Annotated in this window: 9 protein-coding genes; 2 read left to right on the top strand and 7 right to left on the bottom strand. The window is 70.3% G+C overall.

The genetic code is table 11. The features are described from left to right. Positions 1 to 3 precede the first annotated feature (3 nt). Positions 4 to 678, bottom strand: a complete 675-nt coding sequence (locus P3T39_RS12075) for a hypothetical protein (protein WP_280697486.1) — start codon at positions 676 to 678, stop codon at positions 4 to 6. Then, positions 678 to 8,600 (bottom strand): SpvB/TcaC N-terminal domain-containing protein, encoded by a 7,923-nt coding sequence (locus tag P3T39_RS12070; RefSeq protein ID WP_280697485.1) that lies wholly within the window; start codon positions 8,598 to 8,600, stop codon positions 678 to 680. Before P3T39_RS12070 ends, P3T39_RS12075 begins: the two co-directional genes overlap by 1 nt. Before the next feature lie 382 nt (positions 8,601 to 8,982). On the opposite strand from P3T39_RS12070, the gene P3T39_RS12065 reads away from it, so the two are divergent. Beyond that, positions 8,983 to 10,032 carry a PP2C family protein-serine/threonine phosphatase gene (locus tag P3T39_RS12065; protein ID WP_280697484.1) on the top strand — a complete coding sequence of 350 codons (1,050 nt, stop codon included), beginning with the start codon at positions 8,983 to 8,985 and terminating at the stop codon, positions 10,030 to 10,032. A 36-nt stretch (positions 10,033 to 10,068) separates the two neighbouring features. On the opposite strand, the gene P3T39_RS12060 is transcribed toward P3T39_RS12065, so the two are convergent. Both P3T39_RS12060 and P3T39_RS12055 read right to left on the bottom strand, forming a co-directional pair. After that, positions 10,069 to 11,196: a PP2C family protein-serine/threonine phosphatase gene (locus P3T39_RS12060; RefSeq protein ID WP_280697483.1), complete on the bottom strand. Its 1,128-nt coding sequence runs from the start codon at positions 11,194 to 11,196 to the stop codon at positions 10,069 to 10,071. Positions 11,197 to 11,571: 375 nt separating this feature from the next. Further along, a complete protein-coding gene (locus tag P3T39_RS12055; RefSeq protein ID WP_280697482.1) occupies positions 11,572 to 12,327 on the bottom strand; it encodes a TIGR00266 family protein in 756 nt (251 codons plus the stop codon). 170 nt (positions 12,328 to 12,497) lie between these two features. Here P3T39_RS12055 and P3T39_RS12050 point away from each other — a divergent pair, with 170 nt between their 5' ends. Then, positions 12,498 to 12,827 (top strand): cytochrome P450, encoded by a 330-nt coding sequence (locus tag P3T39_RS12050; RefSeq protein WP_280697481.1) that lies wholly within the window; start codon positions 12,498 to 12,500, stop codon positions 12,825 to 12,827. A 72-nt stretch (positions 12,828 to 12,899) separates the two neighbouring features. Here P3T39_RS12050 and P3T39_RS12045 read toward each other — a convergent pair whose 3' ends face one another. The 3 genes from P3T39_RS12045 to P3T39_RS12035 form a co-directional block, all read right to left on the bottom strand. After that, positions 12,900 to 14,129, bottom strand: a complete 1,230-nt coding sequence (locus P3T39_RS12045) for a cytochrome P450 (RefSeq protein WP_280697480.1) — start codon at positions 14,127 to 14,129, stop codon at positions 12,900 to 12,902. A gap of 381 nt (positions 14,130 to 14,510) precedes the next feature. Further along, entirely contained in the window at positions 14,511 to 15,347 is an 837-nt protein-coding gene (locus tag P3T39_RS12040; RefSeq protein WP_280697479.1) for a DUF4097 family beta strand repeat-containing protein, read from the bottom strand. An 89-nt stretch (positions 15,348 to 15,436) separates the two neighbouring features. Beyond that, on the bottom strand, positions 15,437 to 15,973 hold the full coding sequence (locus P3T39_RS12035; protein WP_280697478.1) for a hypothetical protein: 537 nt from the start codon (positions 15,971 to 15,973) through the stop codon (positions 15,437 to 15,439). Positions 15,974 to 16,224 lie beyond the last annotated feature (251 nt).

The raw sequence follows: 16,224 nt of genomic DNA, 5'->3' as shown, positions 1-16,224 counted from the left end.
TGCTCACTCCTTGACGTCAGAGATGCCGGACCCACCGGGCAGAGCCTTCGGCGGGTTGTCCACCAGATCGCGAGCGAGCCGGGTGAATCGGGCGAGATAGAAGCTGTCGTTCACGGTCGCCATCTGTTCGCGGTAGGCGGCCAGCAGCAGGCCGTAGTCCGGCCGTCCGACGAGCCGTGCCACGATGAGCCCGGTCGAGCAGCGCAGCCACGGCATGGGCCGGTTGGGAGTACGACATTCGGGGTGACTGTTCAACTCCCGGTCCACCTCTGCCAGATCGCTGAACCGCGCGAAATAGCGCTCGGCCGGTTCGACGGTGGAGATCAGGCGCCGCACCGCTTCCCCGACATCGCCCGGCGGGGCGATCTCGATCCTGGCCGAAGGGATGCCGGTGACCTCGGCGAAGTCCCCTCCGATCGTCGATGTGCCGGCCTGGTATCTCTTGTCGATCCCCGAGGTCCGGTGGAAGACGGATTCGACGGCATCGTGTCGCACTGCCAGTTCGATACCGACCTCGACCACCGGGGCGTAGTCGACAAACACGAGCTGGAGAAGATGCTGGACACCATCGGTCCGTCGCCGGAACGCACTCCGGCGCGGTGACCAGACGAATCCCCTGGCCTCCAGCACGGGTGCGAGCGCCGACACCAGATCCCGGGTCACCGCGGAGACGGACATCAGATGCCTCCCTTGAGGATCGACGTGCCCGGCCCGGGCCGGTAGACGTCGATCCTGGTGGGCGGGATCGGCGTACCGGCCGGAAACGCCGCGCCTCCCTTCGTGCCCACCACCGTCCCTCCGAACTGCTCGATGAGCGGGTAGCCGGTGGTCTGCCGGGCGGTGAACGGTGCTGTCGCGCTTGCCTTGGCGTCACTGATCCGGAGGTCTCCGCCCTCCAGCCCGAGGAAGTCGACTCGCACCCGGTACGGAGCGGGCGTGCCGTTGGCGTCGATATTCGGGCGGATGCTGACCTGGGCGCGGATATCGGTCTGCCCCTCGACCTGTTCGAGATGAGGACGGACCTGGTTCTCGAACCGGGTGCCCGCCGCCGCCCTCTGCACCACTGGGTCGTTGAGCGACCGGTAGTACGCCTCCGCGGCGTCACGTGCGGTGTTGCCCTGAGGGCCGTAGGCGGTACGCGCCAGCGAAAGCCCGAGCCGCGCCGGAGCGGTGACCGCCGCGCGGACGCCCGGGACCCGCGACAGCGGACTGATCAACGGTCTGACGGCAGGACTCGCCGCCCGCACTCCTCCACCCGCCACGGCGCCCTGGCCCGCCGCGGTGAGCACACGACCGGCATCGAAGCTCTCACCGGCTACCAGCTGGCGGGTCGTCTCACCCGTGGCACCGCCGGCCGCCCCCTGCGTCGCCGCCCGCACCACGGAGCGGGCATATGTACCGGTGTTCCGTGCTGCCGCACCGCTGATTCCGGCCGCAGCGGCTCCCCCCGACGACAGCGAGCCGAGGCCACCGGTCACCGCCCCGGCGGCGGCACCGGAGACCGATGCCCGACCGACTCCGCGCCAGTCCACGCTGCCGCGCTCCGTCGCCTCGCCGCTGGCGACCTGACGGGTGATCTCGCCTGCCGCACCACCCGCGGCGCCCGCCGTAGCACCCACCACGACGCCCGTGGCGACCGTTGCGGCGACGGTCCCGCTTCCGAAGACGGTGGCAGCCGCACCGGCCACCACTGGTCCCGCCGCACCCGCGGTGGCCACGGTCACCGCCACACTGACCACAACCACCGCGGCGATGACGGCGACCGTGCCCCAACTGATCAGCCCCGTGGGGTCGGACCGGTTCACCGGGTTGCCGCGCACATACACATACAGGTTCGCGCCGTCGGCGGCGCCGATCGGATCGCAACTCGTCCACCGCCCCAGCCACGGCGAGTAGTACCGCGCGCCGTGGTAGTAGAGCCCGTTCTCCGGGTCACGCTCCTTGCCGGTGAACCGATAGCGCTTGGGCACCTGTGTCCTACTGCGCACCGCCCGGTAGGCCGTGGTGCCGTACGGGTAGTACTCCTCGTACGTGATCACCCGTGCTGTTCCGTCGAGCTCCAGCACCGACGAGCCGAGGTGGTCGGCGAACTGATAGCGGATCAGCTTCTCGGGGCCCTCGTCGCTGCCTCCGGTACGGGTCTCCACCAGGGCCACGCGCTGCTTGTCGTCCAGGATGTGCAGCGTTTCGCGCTCCAGCGCCGTCTGCCCGTCCGGCCCGTACTCGCGGAGAACCTCGAACGCCCCGAGGTAGATGCGTTCGGACCTCCTGGTCGGCCGCCCACCAGCGGCACAGGCGCGCTCGGTGACCTTCCGCACCCGCTGCCCGGTGGCGTCGTACACGTAGTACGTGGTTTCGGGGATTCCGTCGCTGCCGATCCGCTGACGCGTCGTCCCGGCAAGCTGATCCTCCGGGTCCCAGCGCATCACCGGCAGTTCGGGCAGCGAGGTGATATTGCCGTGCGCGTCGTATCCGAACCGGTGCAGCGCGTTGTCGTCACCGGTGGTCGTACCGGTCAGGCGGTTGCCGAACCGCTCCGGTTCGAGGAGGCTCGGCTCCACATACCGGTAGCTCCGTGTCCAGCCGTCACGGCCGGGCGCGGTGGAGCGATGCGTCATCGACAGGAGATTGCCCGCGCCGTCGTAGGCGTACCGCTGTACATAGCGGCCCACCGCCCCACCGTCGTCGGGCTGGTGTGCCGGCGGACCGTCCGTGGCACCGGGTGGCCTGCTAGGACCGCCGCTCTGTCCGAGGTGCTCCCGTCCGGTGGCCTCCAGCAGCCGGTACAGTGCGTCGTAGATGTAGTCGGCTCCGGGATCCACCACCCGGTTGCGGAAGAACACCGTCTGCTGGGCGTCGTCCTGTAGTCCGCTGATGTTGCCGACGGGGTCGTAGGTGTGGGTGAGATCCTGCAATGTCCGCCCGCCGCGCAGGCTCCGCAGCCGGGTCAGCCGGAAGGTGAGCGGATCATAGGCGTAGGTGGTCCTGGCGCCGTTGCCGTACTCGACCAGCATCCGCTGTCCACGGGCGTTGTAGTCGACATCGGTTACCAACGCTGTCGCTCCGGGCGCATCGCGCAGTTCGCCGTCGAGTGCCTCCAGCAGACCGGCTTCGTTGTACCGGGGACGGACCGTGCTGCCGTCCGGGGTGGTCAGGCTGATGGTCCGGCTGAGCGCGTCGTACCGAGTGCGGCTGACGAAGCAGTCCGCTTCGAGGGTCACCTCGCCGCTCCAGTCGACCACCTCCCGGTATTCGGCCGCCAGTTGCCGCTCGGCGTCGAGCAGGTTGCCTTTGAAGTCGTAGCCCGTGTGCGAGGCGACCCCGGACCCGTCGTACTGGCGATGGACTCGGCTGCGAAGGTTCCGCAGGACGGCATCGGGCTCGTCCTCGCCGTACCGCGTCCGCTGACGGAGCACCTCGGTGGGCAGTCCGCCGCCTTGAACGTAGGACTTCACCGGCCGGTGCAGAGCGTCGTACTCGGTACGGATCCGGAAGCCGCGGCCGTTCCAGGTGAGGACCGGCTTGCCGACGACGTCGGTCAGGAAGCGGCTCTCGCCGGTGTCCATGCCGACCCGGGTCAGCCGGTTGCCCAAAGTGTCGTAGCCGTACCGCATGACCGTACGCCCCAGAGGGTCCTGGACCTCCCGGATGTTCCCCTCGACATCCAGCAGGCTGCGTGTCGCATGGAACTCGTCCACGGCCGGCTCCTGGGCCCGGCGGGGCGGAATCCGGTTGTGCGCCACAGTGAGAAAGGCCCTGCTGAGCGAGTCGTGCCAGTCTCGGGCAGGGGTCCTGGCATGCACCGCGGCCCGCTCGGCCGCGAGCTGCTGTGCGCGGCCGAGTGCACCATCGGCCCGCTGTGCGTACCAGGTGGCCCAACCGCCGTGCTCGGCACTGAGGTGCGCGAGGTAGTGGCGAACGTAACCGCCGATGTCGGGATCCTCGCCCGGATCGGACAGCACCGTGTCGTTGACGTCCCACATGGCTTGGCGCCAGGGGTCGACAACGACCTTCTCGTAGGTGTCGTCCGGCCGCAGCGTTGCGACTACCCGCCCCACCGGATCGTAGAAGCGGACCGAACCGACCCCCGCGCGTCTGTCGAACTCGAATTGGTGGGTGGCGGTGAAGAACGGCTCGAAGGTGCGGATCGGCCTGCCCTTGTTGTTGAACACAGTCCATCCGGTGCCGACCCAGCGCGGGTCGGTGTCCGGGCCGCCCTCGACGAGCGGGCCGGGTTCGGCTCGGCCCTTTCGCTGGACCTCGCGGGCGAAGCCGTCCGAATACGTGAAGCCGTGCTGGATTCGGGTCCGCTCTCCGTCGGCAAGGTCATGCAGGTGGGTTTCGCGGGCCAGCCCGGCCGAGACACACGGACGAGGGTCCGGATCCTGCCGGGTGCGCCAGAAGGCGTCAGCGTCGTACACCGTCCTGGTCGTCGCCTTACCCAGCAGGGCGTACGGGTCGGCGAGGGGGTCGGCCATGTACCGGGCGACCGCATCCGGGTCCGGGTCCGGGTCGAATCCGGAGAGGGAGTCCCCGAGTTGTTCCTCACGCTTACCCATCACCGCGGTACCGGCCACCCTGCCCAGGGCGTCGAAGCAGACCTCGACGCGGTTGCGGTTGGCGTCGGTGGCGAGCCGGGGCTGGAGCACCCGGTAGTCGTTGCCGTTGGTCAGGACCTGGTCGTCCGGGCCGCGCTCACCGGCCGTGACCAGGTTGCCGAGCGGGTCACGGGTACCGGTGACGAGGAGGGTGTACCCGTCGTACGCGACTTCGGCGGTCGCGCCGAACGGGTCGCGGAAGCGGTACGGAAGGAAGAAGTGGTCACGGGCGAAGGCGAGTTCGTCGACCGGGGCGTCATCGGCCCCGGGTGAGTAGAAGACCCGGCCCGACGGGATCCACCAGCCCCCGTCGTGCTCGACATAGCCGGCGGCCGCGAGTTGCACCGTACCCACCCGCTCACCGTAGAGCTCGACGAGCAGCCCCGGCGTGAATGCCTGGCGGTAGTCCTCGTACGGCAGCGCCAGCGGTTCGAGGACGCCGTGAGGCAGCGGACCGGCCAGGTCGTCCCGGCGGAACAGGGTGCGCCTGTGCTCGATCATTCGCCGGGCCGGTCGCTCCAGTCCGGTCGGGTCGGTGTCCCATGCCTCGTACGGAAGTTCGTCTGCGGGCGCGTCCAGCAGGCTGCGCAGCTCCACGAAGCCGAACAGCCGATGGGACGGGGCCAGACCGAGTACCTCGAAAGTCCGGGCCTCGGCCGGCCGAGGAGTCCGGTGGACATCCGCCTGCTCAACCGCGTTGGTGTAGCGGTTCTCGGTGACCACGACGTGCAGCCGGCCCTGGTTCGCGTGGTCGGCGGGGGTGAGCAGCGGGTCCGGATCCCGGTGGCGACGGCCGTACCCGACCTCCGCGGAGCGCAGGACGTCGCCGAAGTCGTCGACCTCCAGGACGACTTCGTGGCCGATCCGAGGGTCGGGCAGCAGCTCCTCGCCCACCGGGTACAGGGCTCGCTCGTAGTGTGCGGTCACCGTCTCGCGCGGGTGGGTGAAGTACACGGCGGGCCGACGGCCCTCCGGGTCGGGGTGCTGTTGGACGGCCGGCTGGAGGAGCTCGACCGTGTAGCTGTGCTCGGCGATGCTGTAGGGGCGGCGCTCGGCCTCGCTGCCGTCGAGTGCGTAGATCTCCTGACGGAGTGTCAGGCCCTTGAGTGCCCGGTACGCCTGGCGGGCCTCGTCGGCGGACAGCCGCCAGGGCAGCTCCGGACCTCCGGGGCGCCGGACGGCGGTGGGAAGCGCGGAGTCGCCGATCGCCCGCTCGTCGGGATGGTACTCGTCGGCCAGGTGCCGGGAGACCTGGCCTTCCATCGGAACGGCACCGGTGTGGAACCACGTCCGCGTCAGCACGGGTGGCACGTACGCGGCCTCGTCCCAGTTGGCCGCGTCGCGCGAGAGATCGGTGCCGAGCACGGTGATCGCCTCGGAGTCCCACTGTTCGACCAGGCCGAAGCCGCGGAACTCCCGCTCCACGGCGTCGAAGTAGCCGTGATGGTACGCATATCGCGTGGTGAACCGGTTGCGGCCGATCCGGTCGACGGTCTCGACGCGCTCGACCACCTGGACGGGGAAGGGCAGTCGGGTGACCCAGGGCCGTCCGGCCTCCTGGTCGGCGCTGTAGAAGCGGGTGGACGGCGCGTATCGCACACACGTCCGGGCACCGAGGTTGTTGCAGGCCGAGGTCAGCAGGTGGGGCTTGGTGCCGCCCATCAGGTCCAGGTAGCGCAGTGGCTGTGCGGCGGCCCCGGGCAGCGGCGAGGACCAGACGAGGCAGGCGGTGCCGTTGCCGAGCAGGTCGCTCACGGAGACCTGCGCCGCACTGTCCGCCCGGGGGAAGGCCACGCCCAGCCGCCGCGCCGGCCCCCAGGCGTTGCCGGACCGGTTGAAGTGGATCAGGACGCCGTCGCGGTGCAGGTAGATCAGGTCGGCCGTGCCCGAGCCGTCGATGTCGGCCACGCGCAGGCGCTGAGGGTCGAACTGGTCCGGATCGTCCAGCCACGGGGCGTCGTCCATCGCCACCTTGGCACCGAACCGGCCGTACCCGAGGTTGGGCCAGTAGCAGATCTCGCCGTTGCGGATGCGCACCAGGTCGGCCAGGCCGTCGCCGGAGACATCGGCCAGGTGGATCGCCTGAGTCCGATCGGCGAACACCAGTCGCGGGCCGCGTTCCTCGTCCAGCGGCACGAACTCGCGGCGTCCGGGGCCGAACCCGTCCTCGCCCAGGGAGGAGTGCCAGGTGAAGGCCTGTTCGCCGGTGATCAACACGTCGGCGCGCCCGTCCCCGTCGAGGTCGACGAAGCGCAGGTTCGGGTCGTCCCAAGCGATGTCCGGCCGGAAGCGGAAGGGCCGGAACTGCTGCCAGGCCCGGCTCTCCGTACGGCCGGTGAACCCGGGGGCGGCCCCCGCGAGGTCGACCAGATCGAGCCTGCCGTTGCCGTTCAGGTCCAGCAGCTCCTGGCGGCCTCCGCGCAGTGCGGCCTGGGAGGGCCGGGCGGCAACGGGTTGCAGCGGGCCGAACCGGCCGTCGCCACGGTTGGGTTTGTAGAACCAGGAGCCGCCCTGTTCGGTGAGGATGCCGGACAGCCCCTCGCCGTCGAGGTCGACCCAGCGATAGACCGAACCGTCGAGCCCGGCCGGCAGGTTGGCGGCGCTCTGCGGATCGAGCGTGTGCTGCCGCATGTCCAGCACGGCTTCGGTGTAGCCGAACTCCAGCGGCGGCATGGAGCGGACGAGGTAGCTGCCGTCGGGGCGCCGGCGGTAGCCGCGCTGGGTGACGGACTCGGCCACCGAGACGACTGCCTCGCCGCGCGCCGGGTCACCGCGGTAGAGAAGGTCGGTGGAGCGGACCAGGCAGTCGCGGCCGACCCCGGGCTCGTCGGGGAAGTGATGGAACATCAGCACCCGGCGGCACAGTCGGTAGGTGCGCACCTCGAAGCCGGCCCGGTAGGAGGAGAACGGGTCCAGGCGACACGTCCAGGGCCTGACCTCCTGCGGGGCCGGGCTGTCCGGATCGTGTTCGCCGTAGTCGAAGACCACCTCGAACAGCCACTGCGCCCGGGAAAGATCCGGCTCCACCAGCAGCGGCACGCGGTTGCCGTAGCGGATCCGCTTCAGGTGGCGGTTGGCGGCCCGATCCGCTTCGGTGCGGTTGCGCTCGTGACTGCGGGCGATGTCCAGCCCGGCCCCGTCCTCGGGTTTGTACTCGTACACCACGGCGTTACCGGTGTCGTCGAAGCTTTCGCAGACCAGCCAGCTGAACACGCGAAGGGGGTCGTGCGGGTCGGCGATACGGCTCTCGGCCGTGCGTCCGTAGACGGTGGTGACGTTGTCGCGGCTGATCGACCGCCAATGCGGCTCGCCGGAGCGGCAGTCGGTCCAGCGTTCGATGCGCGCGAATGCGGCTTCGATGCGAGGCCGGTAGTGCTGGACGGTGTAGGCACGGCCGTTGACGGTTCGCCGGTGCCTGACGGGACGCCAATGGCCGTCCTTCTCCTCCAGCACCGGGACGAGATCCTCGGCTCCGGCGAGAATGAAGGTGTCCTCGGCCTCGCCGAGGGGGTGGCCGTCCCCCTCCTGCTCGTCCCGGTCGTCGAAGGAACCGACTCCGGCGTCGCGGTAGGAGGGCAGCCCCTTCTCGGTCTTGCGGGTGATCGCGGGGAGGCCGAGGTGCCAGCCGAGGCCGAAGACGCCGTTGCCCTGGCCGGAGTCGTAGGAGAGGGCGAGCGTCGGCCCGACGCTGCCACGCCCTGGGCTGACAGCCAGCCGAACGCTCAGGGTGCCACTGCCGGTGACCGGGTTCGCGGCGAACTTCTCGTCGACACCGCGGATCGCTCCACCGCCCTTCGGGAGCGAGACGACGGGCGCGGCCGGCACGAAGGAGGATGCCGAGGGCACCGCCGGGCCGGGCGACGGAGCAGCGCCAGAACCGGAGGTGACATCCGAGGTGCCGGACGCAGCGTCGGGCACGGGGCCGTCGGAAGCAGCCCATGACGGTGCCGCACCGAACTGTCCGGGGGACGGGACGCCCTGGGTGAAACTCATGATGGGCATGCCTCCAATCGGCATAGCGCGACCCCGGACAGACGGAAGATCGACGACGAACCACCAAGGGCCGGAGCGCCCATGGCCGTCAGATTAGGCGGCGCACAGATCGGCTCCGGCGGCCACCTGAATAAACCACCCCATCGGGCGACGTCATGGTCGGATCTGGAAAACCAGTTCGACTTGCGTCGCTCGGCAGACACAGTCATCAGGGACTTCCAGAACACGCGCCGCGCGGCACCGGCGGCTGACGACCTGCACCCGCCTCCCTGAGCTCGTCCTCTCACGGCGGGGTCGGGGTGTGGAAGAGCTGCGCGGGGTGCAGGGTGGAGGCGTGGGTGTGCGGCAGGGTTTCTCGGAGTTCCGCAGGCCGGGTCGGACGGGCCTATTGGTGCTGATCCCGCTCGCGTTCATCCTGTTGATCTCCGCGATCGACATCGCCTCGCCGCCCTACATCCACCTCGGTCCGTTGCTCGTGGTGGCGCCCGCGATCACCGCATCGTTCGCCGGGGCCCGACTCACCGCCCTGATCGGAGCCGTGGCCGTGGCCGCACAGGTGGTGATCGGCCTGTACCACGGCGGACTGACCACCTCCAACCACGAGGCGCAGCTCGTGGCTCTGATCATGGTCTCGGCCGTGATCGTCCTCTACTGCCGGGTACGGGAGCGGCACGGCCGGGAGCTGACCCGGGTGAGGTCGGTTTCCGAAGCCGTCCAGCAGGTCCTGCTGCGGCCGCTGCCACCGCGGCTGGGTCCCCTTCGGGTGGCGACGATGTATCTGGCTGCCGAGGACGAGGCCCATGTGGGCGGCGACCTCTACGCCTCCGCCCGGATCGGCCGGGAGACCCGTCTGATCATCGGGGATGTGCGCGGCAAGGGCCTGTCGGCCATCGGCGACTCCGCCCACCTGGTCGGGGCCTTCCGCGAGCTGGCTCACCAGCACAGGGACCTGACCGCGCTCGCCTCGGGTCTGGAGAAGAGCTACTGCCGTCACCTGGCAGAGCTCGCGCAGACCGACGGGGAGGTGGGCGAGCGGTTCGTGACCGCCCTGCTGCTCGATCTGCCCGACGCGACCCCCATCGTCCGCCTGACGAACTGCGGACACCCCCCACCCCTGCTGCTGACCCGGCGGCAGGTCACTCCGCTCGATGTCCAGTACTCGGCTCCCCCGCTGGGCATGTGCGAGCTGCCGGTCATCCGGCACAGTCTGGAGACCTTCGCCTTCGAGACCGGCGACACCCTCCTGCTGTACACCGACGGCGTCACCGAGGCCCGCGACCACTCCCGGGCCTTCTACCCCCTCGCCGACCGGATCGCCCACTGGTCCACCCTCGGACCCGAGTCGCTGCTCCACCACGTCCGCCGCGATCTGCTCGACCATGTCGGCGGCCGGCTGAGGGACGACGCCGCTCTGATCGCCGTCCAGCGCATGCCCGAGTGACGTCCGCGGCGGTGCGTCGTGGCTGCGCGCGGCGCCTTACAGGTGTGCTTGCGGGGCCGGGCGTCGCTGTGGGGCGATGGCGAGGATGGCGACGTCGTCGTGGAGGGCCCGGGCGTGACGGGGCAGGTCGGTGTCGAGGAAGTCGATGACATCGCTGGGCCTTGGGGCGGGCCGGCCGCCGAACCGGTGCCGCAGCCGGTCGAGGAGAGGGTAGAAGGCCCCGGTCGAGTCGCGGGCTTCGATCAGTCCGTCGGTGCAGAGCAGAAGGACGTCGCCGGGCGCGAGACGGTGGGTGTAGGCGACGGGGAGTTCGGCGGCCAGAGTGCCCAGGCCGAAGGGGAGGGCGGGCGGTCCGGTGAGGGCGTGGACTTCGCCGCCGGAGATCAGCACGGGCTCGATGTGGCCGTGGTTGATGATCGTCACACGCTGGGCGAGGGAGTCGTACTCGATCAGGGCCGCGGTGACGAACAGCTCGGCGTCGGGGATCTCCTCGACCTCCCGGGCCATCCGGCGTTCCATGCTGGAGGCGACCTGGAGCAGATCGCCCGGTTCGTAGGCGGCCTGGCGGAAGCTGCCGAGGACGTCGGCGACGGTACGCACGGCGTCCAGGCCCTTGCCGCGGACGTCGCCGATGATGGCTCGCTCACCGGCCGGGGTGACGCAGATGTCGAAGAGGTCGCCGCCGACCATGGTGCCGACCTCGGCAGGGCGGTAGAGACCGGCCGCCAGCACATGGCCGACCTGGTGCGGCACCGGCCGCAGCAGGGTCCGCATCAGCGCCTCGGCGACGGAGTTCGCGTGGACCAGGTGGGCTTCCTGGCGTTTCCGATGGGCGGCGAGGGCGGTCCCGAGCGCGCCGACCAGGGCGGTGGAGATGTAGGCGCCGACGTAGTGGCGTTCCCACAGGTCGTGTGAACTGCGGCCGGCGCAGCACGGCGTACCGGCCAGGACGCCTTCGAACACTATGGCGAAGACCGTGATGGCGGCGACGCTGACCGGGCCGCGGGTGTAGGCGGTGATCACGGGCAGGGCGATGAGCAGGAAGCTCACCGGCCATTGCACGGGAGTAACGGGTTCGAGCAGCAGGACGGCCGCGACGTAGGCGGCCGGCAGCCAGCGCATCCAGGCCGGCGGAGCGGGAACCTCCAGGCCGGTGCTGCTCAACCTCACCGCGCTGCTCTCAGCCTTGTCGCGGCCCGGCCGCCTCACCGCTCGCCCCGGGGCTGCCTCGGCAGCAGGCGGAGCTCGTGCGGATCCTGGCGGGCGCGCCGAGGAGGATTGAGCGACCTGGCGTCCGCCGGGTCCGACCACGGCCCCCGGCGGACGCCTTCGAAGATCCACTCGCGCGACCAGTACACACGGGCTCCTGAGACGACCGTGATCAAGACCCACAGCCTGACGCGGCCAAACAACCCAACCCGACCATTGCGCCATCAGCGGCATGTCACACGCAGCCGGCCACGGTGGATTCGGACAACCACGGTGCCGGTCTCTGCGTCGTCTCCTGATCACCTGCCCCGGCGGCCCGGCGCTCCGGTTTCAGCTGCGCAGAATCCCTCCGACGATGGACCCGATGCCCGCACCCTCGGCGGTGGCGGCGGCACCGTCGCGGGCCAGGTAGGGCTCCAGGGCGTGCGCCAGGCCGGACAACGGCATGCTCTGCAGCCAGATCTGGCCGGGCCCGGTCAGCGCCACCAGGAAGATGCCGTCACCACCGAAGATCTTGTTCGCGATGCCCGGCACCCTGGTCATCGTGAACTGCACCTGCTCGTCGAACATGCCTACGTGCCCGGGATGCACCAGCATGGTCTGGCCCGGCGCGAGCGTGTACTTGGTGAGTTCACCGGACAGCTCGACCCAGGCCCGCCCCTCGCCCTGCAACCGCTGGAGCACAAAGCCCTCGCCGCCCCACAGGCCACTGCGGAAGGACTGCTGCAGGGCAACCGTCGGGCTGACCCCGGGGGTACCGCAGATCCAGCCGTGCCGGTGCACCACAACGCCCCGGCCCGGCGCGATGTCCACCGGCACTATGTGCCCCGGCACCTTCGCCGCGAAGGCCACCAGGCCGGACCCGCCCTGCGCCTGGTACTGGGTCAGGAAGATACCGCCACCGCTGACCGCGCGCTTGAGCGTGTTCATCAGCCCGCCGCGACCACCACCGGCATTCGTGGTCTGCGACATCTGCATGTTCGACGACATCCACGACAGTTCGCCATGGGCGGAGATCACTGTCTCCCCCTGCTCCAGCTGGATCTCCAGCACCGGCATCGTGCTGCCGTTGACCACAGCCTGCATTTCGGCCCCTCCCCCGTTTCGACCGGCCGTCCGCACCCGGTGGCCGCAGGCGGCCAGACGCCGCCCGCTGCGCACGGTATCGCTCCTGTCCGACACCGCCCAGGGCGGGGTCCGCCCCGTGGGGTGCGGGGAGGGCGTGCGCCGAGGTACCTCACCACGCTCGCAGCGATGTGCTCTTCTGCGCGTACGCGCTCCACCGCGATCCACAGGTCTTCGAGGAGCCCGGGCTCTTCGATCCGTACCGCTGGCTGCCGGAACGGGTCACCGCCGCCCAGCGCAAGGGCCTCTTCTCCCTGGGCGCCGGACGACGCAAGTGCATCGGAGACTCGTTCGGCCTCGTCGAAGCCACCATCACCCTGGCCACGGTCACCGCCCGCTGGCACCTCAGACCTGCGGACAAGCGCCCTGTCCGGCCGGTCATGCGGACGACACTGGCACCTTCCTCCCTCCTCATGCCCCTCGAACGGCGGGCCGCCGCAGGTCCGGCGGCTGCGGAGTGAGGGTGGCGGGCGGACCTTTCCCATCCCCGCTCAGTGAGCGGGGATCGCCCGGAGGGCACAGGTTCCGCCCGCCTACTCCTCGTCCCAGGTCACGGGGAGCCGCTGCACCCCGTCGAGGCCCATGGTGGTGCGCAGCGGCACCTCCTCGGGCGGGACGGCCAGGCGCAGCGTGGGGAACCGGGTGAACAGCGCCGGGAAGGCGACCCGCATCTCCACGCGGGCCAGTTGCTGGCCCAGACACTGGTGGACACCGTGGCCGAAGGCCAGATGACCGGTGGCCTTGCGGTGCAGATCGAGGGTGTCGGGCTCGGGGAACTTCTCCGGGTCACGGTTGGCGGCCTGCACCGAGAGGGTGACCGACTCGCCGGCCTTGATCAGTCGACCGTTCAGCTCGACGTCCTCCAGGGCTGCCCGTACCCCGGTGTGGGCGATGCTCAGATAGCGGAGCAGCTCCTCGACCGCCTGGTCGGCGAGGCCGGGGTCGGCGCGCAGGGCGGCGGCCTGCTCGGGGTGGCTGAGCAGGGCGAAGGTACCGAGACCGATCATGTTCGCGGTGGTGTCGAGGCCGGCGGCGAGCAGGAAGCTGCCGATGCCGGCGAGCTCGACATCCGTGAGATCGGTGGTGGTCAGATCGCTGAGCAGGTCGTCGGTGGGGTGGGCACGCTTGGCCGGGACCAGCCGGGCCACGAACTCCCCGAGGGCCGTCATGGCGGCGATCTGGTCCTCCAGGGGGGATTCCGGGTCGCTCACCGCCGCGGCACGGCGCTTGAAGTCCTCGCGTTCGGACTCGGGCACACCGAGCAGTTCACAGATCATCAGCGCCGGGACGGGGTGTGCGAACGCCTTCACCAAGTCCACCGCCGGCCCCTGGCGCTCCATGGTGTCGAGGTGCTCGGCGGTGATCTGCTCGACGCGTGCGGTGAGCGCGCGCATCCGGCGGACCGTGAACTTGCCTGCGAGCAGCTTCCGGTAGCGGGTGTGCTCGGGCGCGTCGATCCCGGTGAGGTCGCCGACCGTCGCCGAGGGGATCTTGACGCCTTCCGTGCCCGGGAAGGGGATGTGCATGAGCTCGTACCGCGAGCTGAAGCGGTGGTCGGCAGCTATCGCTCGGACCGTGGAGTGGCCGGTGGCCAGCCAGCCCAGATGCCCGTCGGGGTAGCGCATCCGGGTGAGCGGCTGTTGCTCGCGCAGTCGCGCCAGCTGGTCGGGCGGGTCGAACGGGCAGCCCGCGGGGCGGCCCACCGGCAGCGTCGCCGGCTCGGAGTCGGAGTGCGGGGCTGTTTCCTGCGGTTCGTGCTGCATGGTGTCCTCCAGTGCAGAGCGATGTGCAGTGCAGGGCGATGTGCGAAGTGGCTTGCTGCAGTGACTAGTTACCGTTTGGCGTCGTGGTTGAACGCCGCCCGTGCCCAGAGGCGGCCGGCCAGAGTGGGGCCGAGGCACCAGGCGAGGGCGACGACCGCGCTGTTGCCGATCCGGTGCCCATCAGCAGGCCCGACCGGCGGCCGCGATCCACTCGACGGGCGGGGCGTTGGGCCTGAAACCCATGAGGAGCGCGACGCCGATGACGAGCGCGGTGCCGACCAGCGTCTGGATCACACTGCCGACGACATGCCCGGTCAGAAACGATGCGCGGGAGCTCGCGATCGTCAGGCATCTGTGGCGCCGATCGTCAGGGGCGGATGGTCAGGGGCGGCGGATCACGATGTCGCCGATTCCGGTGCGGGCGCGCACCTCGACGGTCCCGTCGGAGGTTTCGGGCCCCTGGGACGGGCTGAGGGAGTTGCGCACACTGCCGAGACGGGTGTTCACGTCGAGCCAGGCGGCGGTGGACTCTCGGATGCCGACCTCCAGATCACCGGCGGCGGTCTGGAGCACGATCTGGCCGCGCACCACTTCGCCGATCCGGATGCCGCCGTTGGCGGACTTGGCGTCGACCGAGGCGTGCGCGACGCCGACCGAGATACGGCCGTTGGACGAGTTCGCCCGCAGCCTGCCGGTGACCTCGCCGATCGTGGTCTCGCCGTTGAGGTTCTTGACCGTCGCCGCGCCCGCGATCTCGCCGACGTCGACCCGGCCCGCCCCGGCGACCTCGGCGTCCCCCGCCGCCCGGTCCAGACGGATGTCGCCGTGGTCGGTCTTCAGGTACACCGCCCGTGCCTCGTCGACCTGGATGTCGCCGACCGAGGTCTTGAGCCTGCAGTCGCCGAGACGGCCTTCACAGGTGAAGTCCGCCAGGGGCGAGGTGCCCTGAACATCCGAGCCTGCCGGGAGCTCGATACTCACGTCGAGCGACCCGCTCTTGCCGAACAGGGAGCGCTTCCTGGGTCCCTTGACCAGCAACTTGCCGCCCGAGCAGGTGACTTTGGTCTGCTGCGCGGCCCGCACGTCGGCGTCGTCGGCGCCGTTGCTCGGCAGGACCTCGACGACGGTGTCCGTGCGCCCGCTCGCGGTGATCCGGGCGGACCCGATGTCGAATTCGAGGGTGACGGAGATCGGTTCGGGAGTGTCGAAACTAGGCATGGCTATCCCGTCCTCGTGGCTGTGGAGTGCGTTCCCGCTGGTAGAGCGGGTGAGGGAGAAAACTGGGTGAAGGAGTAAGACCGACCGGGCTAGCGGACCCAGCCCGTGAAGCCCTGCCCGCTCCCCCGGCGACTGCGACCCGGCGTGCCGGCGCGCTCGCCGGGCTCCAGGGCAGTGGCGACGGCCCGTACCAGCCAGGCGTTGACCGAGAGGCCCTCCTGCCCTGCGGCGTCCTCGACCCTGGTCTTGAGGTGGGCGGGCAGGCGGAAGTTGATACGCGCCGTACTCCCCTCGTCGCCGTCCGAAGGAACGGGTGGCACGGGCGCCCGCACAGCGCTCGGCGCGCGCTCGTGCTCCTCGGGCTCCTGGTACGACTCCTGGCTCGGCGGTGGCGTCACCACGAACTCGGGGTCGAGCCCGCGCAGCCGTACGTCGACCGAGCCCGGCGCCAGGTCACGGGTGACCTCGCCCATGGCGGCGGAGAGCGCGTTCAGCAGGGTGAGCCGGGCAGCCGACTCCAGGGGGGCGGTGAGCCGCTCGGCCAGGGCGCGGGCCTCTTCTCCGCCCGCGTCCGCGGCGACCGCGAGCTCGTGCCGGAGGTTGTCGACATACGGCGCGAGGTCCATGACGCCACTATGGCACCACAATGGCGCCATCACAAGCGACTACGGCACTCCTTGGCGCCACCAGGAGATTGCGGGTCGCCCGCCCGCCCTCGGCGTCGATGGCGGCGAGGGCGAGCAAGGGGTTGGCCAACGAGATGGCTCCGCACCGGGTGCGTGTCAACACGGTCTCACCGGCTTCACGCAGACCACACACCGCCACCAGGACAACCGTGACCGCGCAGCCTGCCTGACGGGTCCTCACCCGAGGGGCC

It is taken from the genome of Kitasatospora sp. GP82 (assembly GCF_029892105.1).
Lineage (GTDB): Bacteria > Actinomycetota > Actinomycetes > Streptomycetales > Streptomycetaceae > Kitasatospora.
The sequence above is the reverse complement of the archived record's forward strand: the minus strand, read 5'-3'. Positions and strand labels throughout refer to the sequence as shown.